General features: G+C 47.8%; 21 protein-coding genes. 10 read left to right on the forward strand and 11 right to left on the reverse strand.

Annotation, left to right across the window (positions count from 1 at the left end; all coding sequences use genetic code 11):
• Positions 1-7: 7 nt before the first annotated feature.
• The 7 genes from RIH33_RS14120 to RIH33_RS14150 form a co-directional block, all read right to left on the reverse strand.
• Positions 8-1,855: a 7TM diverse intracellular signaling domain-containing protein gene (locus RIH33_RS14120; RefSeq protein ID WP_406650961.1), complete on the reverse strand. Its 1,848-nt coding sequence runs from the start codon at positions 1,853-1,855 to the stop codon at positions 8-10.
• A complete protein-coding gene (locus tag RIH33_RS14125; RefSeq protein ID WP_406650962.1) occupies positions 1,830-2,462 on the reverse strand; it encodes a response regulator in 633 nt (210 codons plus the stop codon). Before RIH33_RS14125 ends, RIH33_RS14120 begins: the two co-directional genes overlap by 26 nt.
• Positions 2,463-2,638: 176 nt before the next feature.
• Positions 2,639-3,853: a TCR/Tet family MFS transporter gene (locus tag RIH33_RS14130; protein WP_406650963.1), complete on the reverse strand. Its 1,215-nt coding sequence runs from the start codon at positions 3,851-3,853 to the stop codon at positions 2,639-2,641.
• A 132-nt stretch (positions 3,854-3,985) separates the two neighbouring features.
• Positions 3,986-4,435 carry a hypothetical protein gene (locus RIH33_RS14135; RefSeq protein ID WP_406650964.1) on the reverse strand — a complete coding sequence of 150 codons (450 nt, stop codon included), beginning with the start codon at positions 4,433-4,435 and terminating at the stop codon, positions 3,986-3,988.
• A 65-nt stretch (positions 4,436-4,500) separates the two neighbouring features.
• Positions 4,501-5,808: an MATE family efflux transporter gene (locus tag RIH33_RS14140; RefSeq protein WP_406650965.1), complete on the reverse strand. Its 1,308-nt coding sequence runs from the start codon at positions 5,806-5,808 to the stop codon at positions 4,501-4,503.
• Positions 5,809-5,879: 71 nt separating this feature from the next.
• A complete protein-coding gene (locus RIH33_RS14145; protein ID WP_406651012.1) occupies positions 5,880-6,422 on the reverse strand; it encodes an NUDIX domain-containing protein in 543 nt (180 codons plus the stop codon).
• Between the two features lie 12 nt (positions 6,423-6,434).
• Entirely contained in the window at positions 6,435-8,786 is a 2,352-nt protein-coding gene (locus tag RIH33_RS14150) for a TonB-dependent receptor (protein WP_406650966.1), read from the reverse strand.
• A 238-nt stretch (positions 8,787-9,024) separates the two neighbouring features.
• Here RIH33_RS14150 and RIH33_RS14155 point away from each other — a divergent pair, with 238 nt between their 5' ends.
• The 9 genes from RIH33_RS14155 to RIH33_RS14195 all read left to right on the forward strand — a co-directional run bounded on the left by RIH33_RS14155 (position 9,025) and on the right by RIH33_RS14195 (position 15,742).
• Positions 9,025-9,624 (forward strand): ribonuclease HII, encoded by a 600-nt coding sequence (locus RIH33_RS14155; protein WP_406650967.1) that lies wholly within the window; start codon positions 9,025-9,027, stop codon positions 9,622-9,624.
• 9 nt (positions 9,625-9,633) lie between these two features.
• Positions 9,634-10,284, forward strand: coding sequence for a hypothetical protein (locus RIH33_RS14160; RefSeq protein WP_406650968.1), 651 nt, complete (start codon positions 9,634-9,636; stop codon positions 10,282-10,284).
• A 14-nt stretch (positions 10,285-10,298) separates the two neighbouring features.
• Complete coding sequence (locus RIH33_RS14165; protein WP_406650969.1) at positions 10,299-11,210, forward strand: hypothetical protein; 912 nt, start codon at positions 10,299-10,301, stop codon at positions 11,208-11,210.
• A gap of 39 nt (positions 11,211-11,249) precedes the next feature.
• Positions 11,250-11,582 carry a tRNA-binding protein gene (locus RIH33_RS14170; RefSeq protein WP_406650970.1) on the forward strand — a complete coding sequence of 111 codons (333 nt, stop codon included), beginning with the start codon at positions 11,250-11,252 and terminating at the stop codon, positions 11,580-11,582.
• A gap of 12 nt (positions 11,583-11,594) precedes the next feature.
• Positions 11,595-12,239 (forward strand): CatA-like O-acetyltransferase, encoded by a 645-nt coding sequence (locus RIH33_RS14175; RefSeq protein ID WP_406650971.1) that lies wholly within the window; start codon positions 11,595-11,597, stop codon positions 12,237-12,239.
• A gap of 83 nt (positions 12,240-12,322) precedes the next feature.
• The gene (locus RIH33_RS14180; RefSeq protein ID WP_406650972.1) at positions 12,323-13,102 is read left to right on the forward strand and encodes an exodeoxyribonuclease III; all 780 of its coding nucleotides are present in this window, start codon (positions 12,323-12,325) and stop codon (positions 13,100-13,102) included.
• Between the two features lie 8 nt (positions 13,103-13,110).
• A complete protein-coding gene (locus RIH33_RS14185) occupies positions 13,111-13,917 on the forward strand; it encodes a hypothetical protein (protein WP_406650973.1) in 807 nt (268 codons plus the stop codon).
• Between the two features lie 38 nt (positions 13,918-13,955).
• A complete protein-coding gene (gcvT, locus tag RIH33_RS14190; RefSeq protein ID WP_406650974.1) occupies positions 13,956-15,038 on the forward strand; it encodes a glycine cleavage system aminomethyltransferase GcvT in 1,083 nt (360 codons plus the stop codon).
• A complete protein-coding gene (locus RIH33_RS14195; RefSeq protein WP_406650975.1) occupies positions 15,035-15,742 on the forward strand; it encodes a 2-phosphosulfolactate phosphatase in 708 nt (235 codons plus the stop codon). The genes gcvT and RIH33_RS14195 overlap by 4 nt, the downstream gene beginning before the upstream one ends.
• Here RIH33_RS14195 and RIH33_RS14200 read toward each other — a convergent pair.
• The 4 genes from RIH33_RS14200 to RIH33_RS14215 are packed head-to-tail and all read right to left on the reverse strand — an operon-like array spanning position 15,735 to position 17,335.
• Entirely contained in the window at positions 15,735-16,019 is a 285-nt protein-coding gene (locus RIH33_RS14200; RefSeq protein ID WP_406650976.1) for a YciI family protein, read from the reverse strand. The genes RIH33_RS14195 and RIH33_RS14200 overlap by 8 nt on opposite strands.
• A gap of 11 nt (positions 16,020-16,030) precedes the next feature.
• Complete coding sequence (locus tag RIH33_RS14205; RefSeq protein WP_395418529.1) at positions 16,031-16,438, reverse strand: DUF2721 domain-containing protein; 408 nt, start codon at positions 16,436-16,438, stop codon at positions 16,031-16,033.
• Positions 16,438-16,764: a nucleotide pyrophosphohydrolase gene (locus RIH33_RS14210; RefSeq protein ID WP_406651013.1), complete on the reverse strand. Its 327-nt coding sequence runs from the start codon at positions 16,762-16,764 to the stop codon at positions 16,438-16,440. The genes RIH33_RS14205 and RIH33_RS14210 overlap by 1 nt, the downstream gene beginning before the upstream one ends.
• A 1-nt stretch (position 16,765) precedes the next feature.
• Positions 16,766-17,335 (reverse strand): hypothetical protein, encoded by a 570-nt coding sequence (locus RIH33_RS14215; protein ID WP_406650977.1) that lies wholly within the window; start codon positions 17,333-17,335, stop codon positions 16,766-16,768.
• 192 nt (positions 17,336-17,527) lie between these two features.
• Between RIH33_RS14215 and RIH33_RS14220 the strand changes: the two genes are divergently transcribed.
• Positions 17,528-18,061 (forward strand): DUF2911 domain-containing protein, encoded by a 534-nt coding sequence (locus RIH33_RS14220; RefSeq protein WP_406650978.1) that lies wholly within the window; start codon positions 17,528-17,530, stop codon positions 18,059-18,061.
• Positions 18,062-18,084 lie beyond the last annotated feature (23 nt).

Here is an 18,084-nt window from a genome sequence, read left to right on the forward strand (position 1 = left end):
AGTTAACCTAGTACAAGGGAATGGTCATGAGAATATTGGTGCCCTTTCCTTCGTGGGATGAAATATCCATATGACCATGCAGAGATTCGCATCGGGTCTGCATATTGATGAGACCATTTCCCCCTGCCATCTGTACCGGATCAAAGCCAACACCATTATCGTCGATGGTAATCACGATTTCATCCTGATAGCCCACCAGCTGGATTTCTACCTCTGTGGCCTGTGCATGCTTCAGGATGTTTTGCAAAGCTTCCTGTACGATTCGCAAAAGCGGCACTGACATGTGCTCCGGCACCACCGGAAAATCAAATTGATCCAATGCTACTCTGATGCCTGAATCCCGCTCGTAGCGCTTACAGTAGTCTGCCAGCACCTCGGAAAATCCAATCAGTTCCATCTGATGGGGCACCAGACGATGTGATAAGGTGCGCACCTCCTCGCAGAGCGCATCTATGTCTGAATTCACAATCTTCGGATCAAACCGCTCAGCGGCCAGGCTGTTTTTCAGCAGAGATAAACTGCTGCCAATGTTGTCATGCAGTTCCTCCGAAATACGCTTTCGCTCCATGTCACCCCCGCGAATAAAAGCACGCATCAAATCCTTCTGCTGACGCAGGAGCTTGTTTGAAAGTTCATTCTTGCGCTCATTGAGTGTTTTCACCCGATACGCCATGGAAACAGACAAAATCAAAACCTCCAACACCGAGCCAATAATGATTGGGTTTACCGGGAAGAAACTTTCGGAAACCACACCATATTCTATAAGTATATAAATGGAAGCGCCAACCATGAGTGCAAAAAAAGCGAACATGACGAGCAGCACATTGCCGCGCTGAAATCGCCAGGTCTTCAGGCTCACATAAAACACCGAGCCAAAAAAGGCCAGAATAAACACATAGAGGATGTTTAGGGTCAAAATAGTATACCGGGCATAGTCCGGATTCAGCAACCTGTTCGACAGCCAAAAGACAAAAACCACACCTAAAAATCCCCATCCGATTTTGTAAATCTTGCTCAGTAATGGCAGGTACTTCCGGATGTCCAGGAGCCGGCTAAAGAAGTCCATGGATGTGATGAGCAGCAAAAATGAAAAAATCACCCGCGAGTAATTGTTGAAAGCGGAAGACTCAGGGTACAAATACTGAAATGAAAAACCCAGCTGGGTAAACATATACATGCCAATAATTGCGACATAAATGCCATAGGAGAGGAAATTTCGCTCCCGCATCCCGGCACCAATCACGAAGCTGAAGGCACTCACAAAAACAAGAATCCCAAAGTAAATCCCGTAGAGCAAATTGGTCGTTGACTCGTAGGTTCTGAAGGCCGCTTCCGTCCACAGTCTGAGCGGAAAGCTCACCGAGGCATTACGTTTATCAACCATCAGTAGAAATTCACGGGGCTGCCCTGTCATCACGATGGAAAAAACATACCGCCGGTTAATCTCCGTACGATAACCAAACGCCTGCTTATCTCCACCCCTCCCTACCAATTGGGATTCATCCCCCTTAACCTCAAAGAGATTCACAAAATCAATATGCGGGTTGTCCAGTTCCAGCACCCAGGCACCCGATTGACCACCTGGCAGCGTAAACCTGATCCAGAAAAAGTCCCGCGAAAAGCCGGGAGAGGTCTTGTTTTCAGACTGCCTGAGGTCGCCGCTTCTGATGCGGGCCATCACCTCTTCTGCAGACAAAGAATCAGCGGTCTGATACACCTCCACATAAGGATTGACAGTGATGGCCTGGTTTGGAGCAGAAGTACTCAAAGGAACCTGCTGGGCCGACAAATGAAAGCCACAAAAAGCAGTCAGCAATATGCTCCAGCTTCTATACCAGGTTGTTCCTAAAGGCATAGCTCACCAGTTCAGAGACTTTGTTGAATGAAAGTTTTTTGAGCATGTTTTTGCGATGAGTATCCACTGTGGAGGGGCTAATTTCCAGGTACTCTCCTATTTCCTTTGACGATAATCCTTGTACCAAAAGCTTCAGGATTTCTTTTTCTCTGACGGTAAGTTTAATCAGCCGGTCAAATTCATCCTCCACTAAATCGCTCGGATCCGCCGAATTTGAATTTTCTACAGTCACGGAGACCATGAATTCATCGGGCTTCAATCTGGCAGAAGCTTCCAAAAGTTCTGTCTGATTACTGTTCTTGAGGAAATACCCATTGGCTCCTTCTCTCCTCACGGAATTGATCAGGGTCCGATCATTGTACATGGTCACCACCAGTATGATCAGGTCACGGCTATAGGCCCGCACTTCCTTCAGTACCTCCAATCCGTTTTTCTTTGGAAGGTTCAGGTCCAAAATCAAAATATCAGGATGATGAGTGATCACCTCATACAAAACATCATTCCCCTTTTCCACTGTACCAACCACCTCGTAGCCCGCCCGCACGAATAAAGCAGACATACCGGAGCTAAATAACGAATGGTCGTCCGCTATCAAAATTTTCCTCATAACGTTACATAAAGCCTGTTTGAACAAACAGTAAGGGCGGTGATAAGCTCCTGGGAGCCTGTGGCTAAAACTAAATGATTTGACTTGAAAAAATGGACAAACGATTAACTAATCACGAAAAATTAATCATGATAATTATCATGTCGTGCTGTGTCTCGTCGTACTGGCTTACGCTTTTACCTCGTCTTTTTAGTACTCAATGTCCGCACTGCAAAGACCAGGCTCAGAAATGCAAATACAGCCCCTAGATAAAATGGTGCACTAGGCAGATACCAATCCGTTTCGGCAGCTGTGAAATAGCCGAAAATGCCCGTCATCAATGGAGGGCCGACTATGGAAGTCACACTCACAAGACTGGTCAGTCCTCCCTGCAGTTCGCCTTGCTCATTCGCATTGACGCTGTTAGACATGATGCCTTGCAGCGAAGGTCCGGCCAGACCTCCAAAGGCGTAAGGAATCATAATGGCATAGAGCATCCAACCCTGAGTAGCCAGCGCTATCATCACAAAGCCTAATGTATTGAAAGCCAGCCCGGCATACACGGCATTAACCTGACCAATTTTATTCACCACCGGCCGTATGATCACACCCTGTACCAGAGCAATCATAAAACCGACAAAGGCCAGTGAATAGCCCACCTGAGCCTCACTCCAGCTAAATTTTTCGATGGTGAAATAAGCCCATGTGCTCTGCGTGGCGTGAGCCGCTATGTACACAAGCACCAGCGAAGCAATAAGCCCTATCACCGTCGGGTAATTTCTGAGTTGCACCAGTGTGCCCCACGGATTAGCACGTTTCCAGCTAAATTTTCTCCTATTCTCCGGGCTGAGAGATTCCGGAAGTACGAAATAGCCGTACAGCCAGTTGACGAGGGTCAAAGCCGCGGCTGCATAGAATGGAACTCGGGAGCCGAATTCTCCAAGGATTCCTCCGGTCATAGGACCGACAATGAAGCCCAGCCCAAAGGCCGCTCCGATCATCCCGAAGTTTTGTGCCCTTTTCTCCGGTGATGATACATCCGCGATATACGCTGATGCGGTGGTAAAGCTTGCGCCAGTCACACCGGCCACAATCCGGCCGAGAAAAAGCCACCAAATGGTCGGGGCCAACGCCATAAATATGTAGTCTACACCAAATCCAAAAAGGGCAAAAAGCAATACCGGGCGCCTGCCAAACTGATCACTGAGACCGCCCAATACCGGAGCACATAGAAACTGCATAAAAGCATAGGCAAACATCAGCCAGCCCCCATAGATAGACGCATCACTGATCGTGCCTCCGGTGAGCTCTGTGATGAGCTGAGGAAGTACCGGAATAATGATCCCCAGACCTGTAACATCTATCAGAACCGTGATAAAAATAAAACCAAGCGCGGCCTTTTGATTTTTCATAGCAAAAAGGTGAAAGTACGACTTTTAGAAAAGTCGGGAGATTATTTTTTTAATGAAGAGGGTTTTTGGTCGGATGACCAGCAAATGCTGCCCCCAATGGTGAATAACAAATGCGGATGGCCTCACGGCATCTCAGTCCATAGCAGGATCCATTTCATGAGTCAGTTCCCTTAGCCGGAGCACCCCGGCTTTGATGCCGTCAATGTCGGCACCATATTCAAAAGTAACACGAACAGACTCTCCATTGATCTGCAACTCTAACCACTCTGCACCACCATCTGCACAGTCGGGGCATCCTATGGTGGCGGGTAACTCCTGGAACTGACGCACGTCTATTCCTGACCTGATGGCCAGCGCCTCAGCCTTGGAAAGCTCTGCTACTTTTGTTTTAGTAGCCTTATCATCGTCCCGGGATATGGCCTGGACGGTGATCTGCTGACCATTCAAGGTGGTTTCCCGAACGCAATACCCAATGCACTCGCCAAAAGAGGTACCATACCTGATGTCGCTGGTCGTCATCATCGAATCCTCTTCACATCCTACCATCATCCATGCCATTATGAATATCAAAAGGTATCTCATATTTCCGGGATTTGCTAAATAGACACCCCCTTCTGTCTTTCCGTTCGATTCAGGAAAGGAAGATTTTAAAGTCTCAATTTTTTGGTCAGGTTCCTAAACCTCAGAATATGTAAAATTCCCGCAAGGGTCAGCCCCCCGGAGAGCGCATACCAAACCCCGTGTATCCCAAGATCGAAAGTAAATCCGAGCAGATAGCCTCCGGGAATGGCCAGCAGCCAATAGGAAACAAAAGTAACCAAAGTAGGCACTTTCACGTCTGTGAGCCCCCGAAGCACACCCAAGCCGACGGCCTGCACTCCATCAGACACCTGAAATGCTGCCGCAATGATCATGAGACTGGCCGCAATGGACTGAACATGTGCATCTTTCACATAAAAGCCTGTGAGTTCGACTCTGAACAGGATAAACATCAGTGCGGAAACGGACATGAACATGGCCACCAGGGTGAAGGACGTATACCCGGCAATCCTCAGGTTTCTCAAATCTTTGAGTCCCATCTGATTACCAATGCGAATGGTGGCCGCAGCTGCAATCCCCGTCGCACACATATAAGTAATCGCCGATAGATTTAATGCGATTTGATGGGCTGCCAGTGCCTCAGCGCTGATCCACCCCACCATGATAGAAGCGGTGGCAAATGCACCTACCTCAAATACATACTGCATTCCTGAAGGCACTCCTATCTTCAGCATTTTTTTGGCCAGACCCCAGTCAAATGTCCACTCGAAGCCTTTCATGCGTGGACGGATCATCCACCACATCAGTGCAGCCATGATCACCCGGCTGATCAGTGTAGCATAGCCCGCACCCATAAGCCCCATAGCAGGAAAACCAAGGGCTCCATAGATCATCACATAGTTGAGGGCTACATTCAGCAGATTGGCGAAAATAGAGACCACCATTGGGTTGAAGGTATCAGAAAGCCCTTCGGCAAATTGCCTGTAGGTCTGAAATATCATCAACGGCATCATGGAGGCACACATGATCATCAAATAAGGCCTGGCAGCAATGGCTACTGCCTCCTCCTGCCCGAAGTACTGCAAAAATGGACTGACCAGCAGCCCAACGGCTATCATGAACACCGACAGTATGATATTCAGTACCATGCCACTCTGAAGATACTTCATCAATCGCGGCTGGTCTCCAACCTTGGTGGCAGCCACCAGTGGAGTCACCGCATAGCTTACGCCAATGCCAAAAAGCATCAATACATGGTAGAAAGTCCCGGCAAAAGTGGCGGCGGCCAGGGGAATAACCCCTACGCGTCCTACCATCATGGTGTCTGCCACAGACACCATGATGTGTCCGAGCTGGCCAATCACCACCGGATAGGCCAATACTACGTTCTTACTAAAATGTTCTTTTAGGGTCAAGTGGTTGTTTTTTTTTGGTGGCAAAAATAGAAAACCAATCCGTCAGGAAATGAGGGGAACTCACCGGGTCATTAAATCCGCAGCATTCTCCCCAACTTGAGTATGGCCACCATACTCAGACTGTCGGTGATCTCCCCATCCAGTACCATCTGATGAGCCTCAGAAAAGGGAAGTTTCCATATCCTGAGATCCTCGGTTTCCTCAAAAGAGGTTTCACCTTCGGTGAGATCCTCTGCCACAAACGCATATCCCACCTCATCGGTTACAGAGTTGGAGGTGTGCATTGTCAACAATTCAGTCCACTTTCCGGCAGACAGGCCGGTCTCCTCTTTCAACTCCCTTTTGGCAGACTCCAACTTTGGTTCCGATTTAGGGCCACCGCCCATGGGGATTTCCCAGGAGTATTCTCCCAGGGTATAGCGCCACTGACCAACCAGCCAGGTATTGCCCTCATGATCCATTGGAATGATCCCAATGGCAAAAGCTTTGAAGAGCACCTTGCCATATTGGCTGAGTCCACCGCCCGGATTGATTACCATATCTTCCTCCACGGTGATCCAGGGATTGTCATAAATCAGCTTACCCGATTGTTTTTTCCAGGGGTTTTTCTCCATCATTCAAAGTTATCAAAACTCTACCTTGTAGCTCAGGTTGGGAAACATCCCCAGCTGAGTGGCATTCCACACCCGATCTGTCTCTGCCCCATAGTAAGTAAAAGCTACATTTTCGATCCCAAGAACATTCTGGACATTGATGGCCACGACAGTGGCAGACCTGATTTTATTCCATTTGTAACTCACTCCCAGGTCTAAGCGAAAATAGGCGGGTATCTTATCTTCATAGGTACGGGAGTAATCTCGTATGGTATACCCGGCAGCCCTTGACGCTTCAATATCCACGGGAGACTCCCTTTTTCCACCAGCATAGATCAATCGGCTGTTGATACTCAGCACCCTTTGCCCATTGTTGAATGCAAATTCCCTTCCGCCCAGGGCGTTGAAAATGTAGTTTCCATTAAAAACCGTGTTTCGCTCCACTCCGTCAATGGCTGTGTATTTGGATTGATAGAGCGACCCTGTGGTCATGAAGTAATAGTTGTTGGTAAAATACTTTTCGAGGGTCAGTTCCACCCCATAGTTTCTTCCCGTTCCTTTATTGGCAAGCGGCACAGTAGTATATCCATCATAGGAGTTAATGGATGAAAAAGTAAGTGCCTCCATATTGGACACCGTGTCATTTGGCCACACGGGCACATCATACAAATGCTGATAGTAGACCTCAGACTTCAATTTCAGATCTGGTTTCAGCATCAGTTCATAACCGACCACTGCATGGGCAGCCTTGGTGAATTTCAGGTTCTTATTGTTATACACCGCGCTACCATCCTCTCTGAATTCACGTGCCAGATATAGCGCGATACTCTCTTTCCTGCTGTGTAGTCCAACTCCCCCTGTCAAAGCTCCTTTGGGTGTCAACTGCCACCTCATGCCGGCACGCGGCTCCACATAGGCCGTATGGTTAAGGCCAAAATAAGTCAGATGCCCGCCGACATTCACCGAAAAATCCTGAGTAAACCGGTGTTGTACCTGTGCAAAACCCTGATACATCCCCGCATTGCCTTTTTCATCCAAAATGGTGATAAAGCGCTCCTGATCCCGGTACCAACTCTGACTTTTCAGGTTGAACCCCAGTCTGCTGTAAATACCCCCGACCCTCAGCGTGCTTCTGGCATTGAACTTATGATTTAAGAATGAAGAAACGCGAAACTGGCTTTCTGTGAAGTCTTCGGTATACCATACCTGTAGGCGGAGTGAATCTTCAGAGTAATCATTTCTGTTGCCTGAGTAAGAAACAATGGATTTCAAATAGGTATCGGCCCCCAGGTAGACAATATGGGTGAGCCCCGTCGCCCCCATCCACTGGCTTTCGTCCTCAAAGTAGAAGTCGTTGGTGTTGACTGTATCCGCCTTATAGCCATAGGTATTGGCCCCACCAAGCCCCCAAAGGGAGAATGTCCCCGCCTTTTTAGTGGGCACAAAGACTTTGAAGGACAAATCCTGAAAAGTAATGTCCTCCTGATCGCCGAGGATATCAATCCCGAGGTGCTCAAAAAGAGCAAGGGTGGAATACCGGTAATTGATGAGATAAGAAGCGTTTGAGTTCTTACTCAACGGCCCCTCAGAGGCCAATCCAATACCCAAAAGGCCAACCTGAAAGGAGTGTTCCTGTTTGTCAAAATTTCCTTTGCGCAAATTCAGGTCGAAGATTCCAGAGGTCGCGTTTCCGTACTGTGCCGGAAAAGCGCCTGTGAAAAAATCTGAGCTATTGAGCACATTGGCACTGAGCATACTCACCCCTCCTGCGGACGAACCCACCGAATTGAAATGGTTTGGATTGGGGATTTCCACGCCCTCTAGTCGCCACAGAATCCCTTTTGGTGAATTACCACGAATGACAATCTCATTCAGCAAGTCATCTCCACCGGTGGTCACTCCGGCTTGTGAGGCCGCCGCCCTGGCCGGGTCGTCAAATGTGGCCGCATAGCGACTGGTCTCTTCCACACTCAGTGAGATGGCACTTACGGTGGCCATTTCATTCATTGGCTGACCCTTATCCTGCTTGTTGGAAGCCACAATTTCCACCGCGGCCATTTCCACCAGTGACTCTACCATTTCCACCTCCAGATATACTTCTTTTCCCGAGGTGACCAACACATTGGGGTGTGTTTTTACCTCGTAACCAACCGACGAAAAAATCAAAACATGTCGGCCAATAGGCACTGACGGCAACCTGAAGTACCCTTCAAGGTCGGTCACTGCACCTAGCATAGGCTCCGAATCCTTCACCAATATTGTTGCTCCGATGATTGGAGACTTTGATTGCTGGTCTACTAAACGACCCTTGATGGTCTGAGTGAGCGATTGAGCTGAAACATATGTTCCGGCTACTAAAAAAATGATTGTGGCGATAAATTTCATATGCTATTGAATATCATTAGAAACAACTCTGGCCTGCCTTACCATATCAATGCCAAAAAAATAAAACCACTTCAATCACAAAATTTCAGCTATTGCCTCACATTTTACATGCACCAGGTGTATCCAAATAATACAGCGCAGTGTCCATTTTTGAAAAAGCGTACGAACCTTGGACACCTGTTTCACATTAGTTTGACCAACCCACTGTAGTAAGTCAGATTGATATAATTTTACAGCGATGCTTTTACCCTATTTTCAGGAAAACCAAATAGAAGCGGGCTGCGATGAAGCCGGACGTGGCTGCCTGGCCGGACCAGTGGTGGCCGCGGCGGTAGTGCTACCGCCAGACTATCACCACCCGGTACTGAACGACTCTAAACAGCTCACGGAAAAGCAGCGCGATACCCTGAGAATAGAAATAGTAAAAGAAGCGATCAGTTTTGGGGTGGGGGTGGCCTCCCCGGGAGAAATAGATGACATTAATATCCTCAATGCTTCATACCTGGCCATGCATCGCGCCGTAGACCAGCTGAAAATCACCCCCGAGCTACTCCTCATTGATGGCAACCGGTTCAAACCACACAACGAAATTCCCTTTGAGTGCATCATTAAAGGAGATGGTAAATACTATTCCATCGCCGCAGCTTCCATTTTGGCCAAAACATACCGGGATGAGCTCATGCGGCAACTCGCTCTCGAATTTGAGGGATATAGTTGGGAAACCAATATGGGCTATCCCACCAGGGCTCACCGGTCAGCCATCAAAGCACAGGGTGTAACCCCGCATCATCGCATGACTTTCCAGCTACTCCCTGCCCAACTGGAGTTGTTTGATTAATTTCAACACATGAACGTCAGACACAGATTCGCCAGGTCGCAGGGAATATCAAACGAAATCCCTAACAAGCAACTCGCCAGTGAAATACTGTCCAGCTCAGATGAAGCAAGTATTCGTGAAATACTGCAAGTACTCCGTGAGTCCACCAACCCCGATGAACTCTCGGACGGATTAAAAGTGATTGAGATGATCGGAGAACAAAATCCCGGTATGATAGCAGATGCCTATCAGCCGGTGTTCATGCTCTTACACCATGCCATGAATAAGGTTCAATGGCGGGCCATGTCGGCACTGAGCACATTCTCATTCCTTCACCACGCGGCCACCTTCAATGATCTTGGGGTCATTCTGAACCTGATGGATAGCGGGGGTGTGATCACCAGAGACCATGGCGTGAAAATTCTCATTGGCCTATATACCGAGGATGCATACTGCGCGGACATCGGGCCGTTACTCCTTGAGCAGGTGACTTCCGCTCCCGACAACCAACTGGGCCAATATGCTGAGAAATGGATGCCGGTAATCTCCCATGAAGATGGCGCAAAACTCATTCATGTCCTGGAAGTGCGTCACCCCGAGCTGATCAGCCCTTCCCACCAAAAAAGGATTAGCAGGGTCTTATTGAAACTTCACCGATCACAGAAGAATTTTGAGCCTTAACCAACCGCCTGAAAATGTCCATTAATCATTACTCCAATACACTTGGGGTTGCTTTTCTTATACTTTCAGCCCTTTTTTCGTCCACTGAGGCAGTTGCCCAGGACAGTACACGCTATCAAATTCAAACGCGCGATGGGAATACCTATGTTGGGCATATTGTCCAAAAGGAAATCGAATACATCCTTTTTCAGACTGATAATATCGGCCAGATAACAATCAAATTTGACGACATCAATGTGATACGACGCTTAGGGAAAGTAACAAACGACGAACGCTATGGTGGGTCCGGTGACAGCTACCGTGAGTCAAATACCAGGTACCGTGGGTCAAATGCCCGGTATCATCCTCCTAACGTCTATTTATTTAGATCCTCCGGCTTTGGTGTAAAAAAAGGAGAGGCCTATTATCGCAATGCCTGGTTGATACTCAATGAACTCAACATCGGGTTTACAGACCATTTTTCCCTGGGGTTGGGCATGATGCCCTTTATCGGGAATAGTCTGCCTGTGTGGATTACTCCAAAACTGACCCTGCCGATTCTTAAAGACAAGGTAAATTTGGGGATTGGCGCGCTCAATGGGGTGGTTTTAGGTGAATCTCAATCCAGCTTCGGGATGGTCTATGGAGACCTTTCTGTCGGTGGCCCCTCCGCTCACATCAGCCTGGGTGCCGGTAAAGGCTATGCCGAAGAGGAGCTCACTCCGGAACTGCTGGTAACCTTCAGTGGCGCCATTAGAATCTCCAAAAACATTACCCTGGTTTCAGAAAATTACACCCTTCCGGACCTGTACTTGTACTCTCTCATCTGTCATCAGAATTTATCAGGCGTAAATCTTCAATATGGGCTCCTCTTGTCTGATACCAACTCCGGCACCCTGGCCCTTCCCTGGATCGGTGTGGTTGCTCCGATCAAAACTAAATTCTAAATTTGGACACCTTTTTTCATCCTTAAACTGAAACCGTCAATGATCACCTGGAAAGATTTCGAACAGATAGATATGCGCGTAGGTACCGTGGTGAGGGTGGAGAACTTCCCTGAAGCCCGAAAGCCGGCATACAAACTGGAAATTAACTTTGGACCTCAAATAGGTACTAAAAAAAGCTCGGCACAAATAACCGATTTGTACAAAATTTCAGATATTTTAGGCCAGCAGGTGATTGCAGTGGTGAACTTTCCACCCAAGCAAATCGGCCCTTTCATAAGTGAATGCCTGGTGATGGGAATCTACAATGAACATAATCAAGTGATACTGCTACAGCCAGAGCAAGCCGCACCCAATGGTGCCAAAATCGGATAATCAGACCTAAATTTGTCGGTAAAGAGCAAAAAAACAAGCGTAGACCTGACCTCATGGAATAGAAGTGAGCACTTCCATTTCTTTAAGGGATTTGACGAACCCTTCTTTGGGATCACCACTCATGTGGACTGTACCAGCGCCTACCAAAGGTCCAAAACCGAAGGATTCTCCTTCTACCTCTATTACCTCTATCAATCCCTCCGTGCCATCAATGAGAGTATCCCGTTCAGGTACCGAATGGAGGGGGAAGAAGTCTGGCTTTACGAAAGAATCCATGCATCCACTACTTTGTTGCGCGAGGACAAAACCTTCGCATTTACATTTGTGCCTTACACGGACACATTTGAGGAATTTGTAGAAGCCGCCCGGGCGGAATTTGATGACGCCAAAAACTCAATCGGCCTGAGGATGAGTGAGAACACCAACAGAGCTGATGTGATTCATTACTCGTCCATCCCCTGGTTTCCCTTCACCGCCATCTCCCATGCCCGCGACTTCAAATGTCAAGACAGTATTCCCAAATTTACCTTTGGGAAGTTTTATGAAGAAGGCGGAAACAAAAAGCTTCCCGTGTCATTGCATGTACACCACGGCCTGATGGATGGCTTCCACGTAGGCCAGTTTCTGGAATTATTCCAGCAATTTCTTCTCGACTAAGTACGAGGATATTCAACCATAATCGGGTTCATTTTGACTGAGGGTATTAACTTCGAGCCAATAACAAAAAGCATAAAAAACCTATGGCAGAGCTACACCTGGTTTCGTGGAATGTGAATGGCATCCGAGCGATCATCAAAAAGGATTTTCTCAAAGACATCAAGGAAATGGATCCGGACATCCTGTGCCTGCAAGAGACCAAGGCTCAGCCAGAAGATGCCAGAACTGCCCTGGAGCTGCTACCTCAGTACAAATCATACCTCAACTCCTCTAAAGAGAAAAAAGGATACTCCGGCACTGCCATTCTGACCAAACAGGAGCCTCTGGAAGTCACTTACGACCTGGGAATAGAGGAATATGATCAGGAAGGAAGGGTCATTACTGCCGAGTTTGATAAGTTCTTTCTGGTCACTGTCTACACCCCCAACTCCGGTGAAGGCATGAAGCGGCTGGATTTTCGCGCTGACTGGGACAAGGTATTTCGGGAACACCTGGAAGCCCTCAATGAGAAAAAACCGGTGATCGTGTGTGGCGATCTGAACGTGGCCCATACAGAACTGGACATAGCACGGGCCAAGGCCAATTACAATAAGACCTCAGGATATACCCAGACTGAGATAGACGGAATGGACAACCTCATTAACGCCGGCTTTATAGACACCTATCGCCATTTCCATCCGGATGAAGTCAAGTATTCCTGGTGGAACTACAAGTTCAAGGCTCGTGAACGAAATGTAGGCTGGCGCATTGATTACTTTCTGGTGAGTAAAGAGCTCGGACCCACCCTTCAGTCTGCTCACATCTACAATGATCGGTTCGGATCTGACCATTGTCCGGTAGGGATTAAACTCTCAAATGGTTAAATTATGGAATGATTGGAAAATCCCTTCTTTTGCTCGTTTGTCTGACAACCCTGGCCAGCTGCTATCATGGTGATCAGGACAATATGGCGAACTGTGAAAGGAGTTTTTTCGATCCGAAGAGAACATCCGCTCAGGTATTGGATAATGAGCACATGGTGCTCAAACGCGTCATCAATCCAGACACCTCTTTTTTTTATCTGGAATGGTTTGATGCCAATGACCAGTTATCACTCCTGATCTTTTCTCCAGGCCATAAGAACTTTCTGGGTGCTGAATCTCTCTCGCATTATTACGTCTCAGGAGATATTAAAGCGGCGTGTCCAGCTGACCCCAGCATCAACGGGGTGCCTACTCAGTTTATTGACATCTTCAATGCCGAGAAGATCAGCTACTGTGCCGTAAACTCCAAACAGCCAAACGACCGGCCTCTGGCAATGACCTATTGGCGCTTTTTGGGCTTTAGAACCCCTGAAGGGCTCCTTTCACCCACCTGTGAAGAAAACTTTCTCTACCTCGTTTTCACCACCAGCCAGGTGAACCCGGTGAATCCGGATGACCGGTACTTTGCGGAGATCTACAATGGGGTAAATGATTGTGTCTATATCTATCGGCTGCTCTCCGGTTCGCTGGGTATCATTACCCGATCATTTTGCTACCGGGAAGCGCTGGCACCCACCACCAGCTCCGAAAAATATGGTAATCGCTACATGCAGGGCCTGCTGGATCCGGATGCTATTCATATTTCCCACTCAGGCTCTGACCTGGTCATTCGCCCGGAAAATATGACGGATGAAATGATCTTCGTGGGACTTTAGGAGTTTTTCCTATTTTTGCGCCCAAACAAACATTCCCCATGACAACACAAAAAATACCCCTGCACGAATTACACGTTTCCCTTGGTGGCAAGATGGTCCCATTTGCGGGATTTGAGATGCCTGTAAGATACAGCTCAGACAAAGAGGAGCACATGAAAGTACGCGAGTCCGTTGGAGTATTTGATGTCTCTCATATGGGGGAGTTTATGATCACTGGTTCACAGGCACTGGATTTGATCCAAAAAGTGACCTCCAATGATGCCTCGAAAATAGTAGACGGACAAGCCCAATACTCCTGCCTGCCAAATGACAAGGGTGGCATTGTGGATGACCTGATTGTTTACCGGTTTGGGCCGGAAGAGTATATGCTGGTCGTCAACGCCTCCAACATCGAAAAAGACTGGAACTGGATCAAGTCTCACAATGACTTTGATGCTGAAATGGAAGACATTTCGGCTGATACGGCACTTTTTGCCGTGCAGGGTCCCAAAGCTGCGGAGGTGCTGCAGCGCCTGACTGACGTGGACCTGTCAGCTATTAAATTTTACCACTTTACCACCGGAGTATTGGCTGGAAAAGAAATGATCATTTCTGGCACCGGGTATACAGGCGCCGGGGGATTTGAGTTGTATGTAGACAAGCAAGATGCCCTGGAAGTGTGGGAGGCCATTTTTGAAGCGGGAAAGGAATTTGAGATAGCACCGATCGGCCTGGGTGCACGTGACACGCTCAGGATGGAGATGGGATTTTGCCTGTACGGCAATGACATTACCGATGAGACCTCTCCGCTGGAAGCCGGGCTGGGCTGGATCACCAAGTTCACCAAAGACTTTGTGAATGCCGAAGCACTGAAAAAACAAAAAGAGACAGGAATCACCAGGAAATTGGTCGGATTTGAAATGGTTGACAAGGGCATTCCAAGACATGACTATGAAATAGTAGATGAAAACGGTAACGGCATTGGTCATGTGACCTCTGGCACTATGTCTCCACTGCTCAATAAAGGCATCGGCCTTGGCTATGTGAACACAGGCTACCATCAGCCCGACAGCAAAATTTTCATTGCCATCAGAAACAAGCAACTCGAAGCGAGAGTCACTAAACCCCCATTTATCAAATGAACGTCATAGAAGTCTGTCTCACGCCGGAACTCATCCATCAATATAGCCTTCAAGGTAAGATCGCTGTAGTAGTGGATATCTTCCGGGCCACCTCATGCATGGTCACAGGAATGGCTTACGGCGTGCAATCCATTCACCCGGTAGCCAGTGTGGAGGAGTGTCTTGCCCTGGGCCAGCAGGGTATGGTGACTGCCGGAGAGCGCGGAGGCATCAAAGTGGAAGGCTTTCACATTGGAAATTCTCCGTTTGAGTATATGCAGGAGGAGTTCAAAGGACAGTCCATCGCTGTGAGCACCACCAATGGCACCAAGACCATACTCGCATCCACTGATGCTGACGAGATCCTGATTGGTGCTTTTCTCAACCTGCAGGCATTGAAGGACTATATTGCTACCCGGCAAAAAGATGTGGTGGTACACTGCGCAGGCTGGAAAGGAACCGTGAACATTGAAGATACCCTATTTGCCGGGGCCCTGGCCAGTGCCCTGGGAGAGAGTCATACGCTTTCCGGAGATGCTGCCCTACTGGCGTTTGAGCTTTTTGAAGCCAACAAATCTGATCTGCTGAAAATAGCAAGAGCCTCTTCACATGCTCAAAGGCTCTCAGGATTTGGTGTGGAAAGGGATATTGAGTTTTGCATGGATCAAAGCTTATACTCCACCATCCCAACTTATACCGAGGGTTGCCTGAAGGTGATCAGCTGAAAAGTGGCGCCACAGCACCTTCGGTGATCTCTACAGAACCCCAGACGTCCCCTGTCAGGTAAGGTTCGTTGGCCTTCCAGTCATTCAGCTCAGCTTCAGAATCAAAATTCATCACCATGACGGAACCCGCCATCTTGCCCTCTTCAAGGATAGCCACTGCATAGAGTAATTTCCCTTCCTCTTTCAGCTTTTTGGCACCTTCCAAATGGGCGGCACGATTTTGCTGTCTTCTCTCAAAGCCGTCCTTGTGGTCACGGCCGATTACCAGATAGGTCATAATATGAAAATTTAAAATTTTGGTTTGGTGCCCAATTCCATGTCGCTCAACTCTATTTCGAGCGCCCGGGTAGAAAGCTGTATTTCACGCAAAGATATAAACAGGGAAAGCAACAAACAGACCAGGCTGATCCCAAAAATAACACTCCCCCACTCGCCCACCTTGAGGTAGATAAAAAACATGGCCAGTACACACAAAAACAAACTCCCCACTCCAAAAAATTGCATGGTTCGGATCAGAAAAAGCCGAAGACGGAGGTTTTGAATCTGCCCTTTCAGTACACTTTCGGGGTTGTTGAGATACTTGGTATGTAGCTGCCGGATAATACTTGCAATGGCCAGAAACCGATTGGTGTATGCCAGGAGCAACAGCGAAATGGCCGGGAACAGCAATGCAGGAGTGGTCAGTGTTACTTCCATTATTTCAACTTCTCATTTTCCTGGTGCCGGGTGGCATCCCGCACATTCTTCTTTTGAAAGTTTTTCTGAAGAGCCTCGGTCAGGTCCACGCCCGTCTGATTAGCCATGCAAATCAATACCCAGAGCACATCCGCCATTTCATCTCCCAGGTCCCGCCCTTTATCGGATTCTTTAAAAGATTGCTCTCCATAGGTACGAGCCATGATACGTGCCAGTTCCCCCACCTCCTCGGTCAGAATGGTCATATTCGTAAGCTCACCAAAATACCTCACTCCGGTGGTTTTTATCCACTGATCCACCTTTTGCTGTGCCTCCCTGATCGTGATCTCACCTTCGGACATTGGCATCCAGGTTTTCATTGAGGTGTTTGATTTCAAAGCCTTCCATGTCAAGATTACTGAGGAAAAAATACAGCCTCTCCTCTTCTGCAATCCTCAGCGAATCCTTGTCAGGGTTGAATTCTTCAAAGTGTTCATGAGGGAAGCGCTTACCTACCTCGTAGTGATCCTCCCAGAACAGGGCTTCATCAACAAGCCCGTCAGCCCCATAGTAGTACTTATATTCAGAGGCTATTTGCCCGTCTTTTTCCACGACCAGATGCCCGCTGAAAATGGGAGCATTTTTTTCAAAATAAAAATAATCGTCCCTGTCCACGTGCGAAGTATGCAGAATACCAACAAGTTTCAGAAGGCTTTCATCCATGAAGTAACCACGGATTTTATATACTGAATCGCCGGAGTGGAAATCATCTTCTACGATCCGGACTCTGTGATTCGCATCTATGTCGCCTACCTTTTGATTAATAGCCTTCACCAGCGGTCTTTTTTCTTTACTGACCTGTCCCTCACAGGCAACGAGCACTAAGGCAGCAACGGTTAGGTAAATGAGCTTTTTCATACGGTTGATGATTTTTTTTTACAATATAACTATTTCCTGTTTTTCTGAGCAGCCTTCAGCTGTTTCTACCCATTCTAAAGCCTCTCCGCAAATAGCATCCTACAGACATTCCATCGCAATACGGGGCTTTTTTGGCTCCAAGTGAAAACCATTAGTGGTTTAACACGTGTTTACCTAGAAAAACAAACCCTTATGAAACAATTCAAAACCTACTCAAAAGTATTCCTGGCCATGGCCTTTATCTGGTTCACCTCATCGACGCTGGTGGCTCAGGACAAAGACAAAAGCAAACGACCCAGTCCACCTGCTCAGGTAACCAATACAGTGAATGGAACGACCATCACCATAGATTATAGTCAGCCTTCGGTAAAAGGGCGAACCATCTGGGGAGATCTGGTGCCTTACGGGAAAGTATGGCGAACCGGTGCCAATGAAGCCACCTGGATTGAAGTCTCCGCTGATGTGAAAATTGGTGACAATACTTTGCCAAAAGGCAAGTATTCAATGTTTACAATTCCCGGAGAAGATGAATGGGTGGTGATTTTCAATAGCACGTGGGACCAGTGGGGGCATTACAACTACGACGAAAGCAAGGATGTGCTCCGTGTGAAAGCTACCCCTCTGAAATCCGCCAAATTCAGTGAACAGTTTACCATAGGCTTGTCAGAAGATGGCGTGGTGAATATGGACTGGGCCAATCTTTCGGCCCGGTTTGATATCGATTAAATCTGAAGCATTATTCATAAAAA

The sequence above is a fragment of the Marinoscillum sp. genome (assembly GCF_040222955.1).
Classification (GTDB): Bacteria; Bacteroidota; Bacteroidia; order Cytophagales; family Cyclobacteriaceae; genus Marinoscillum.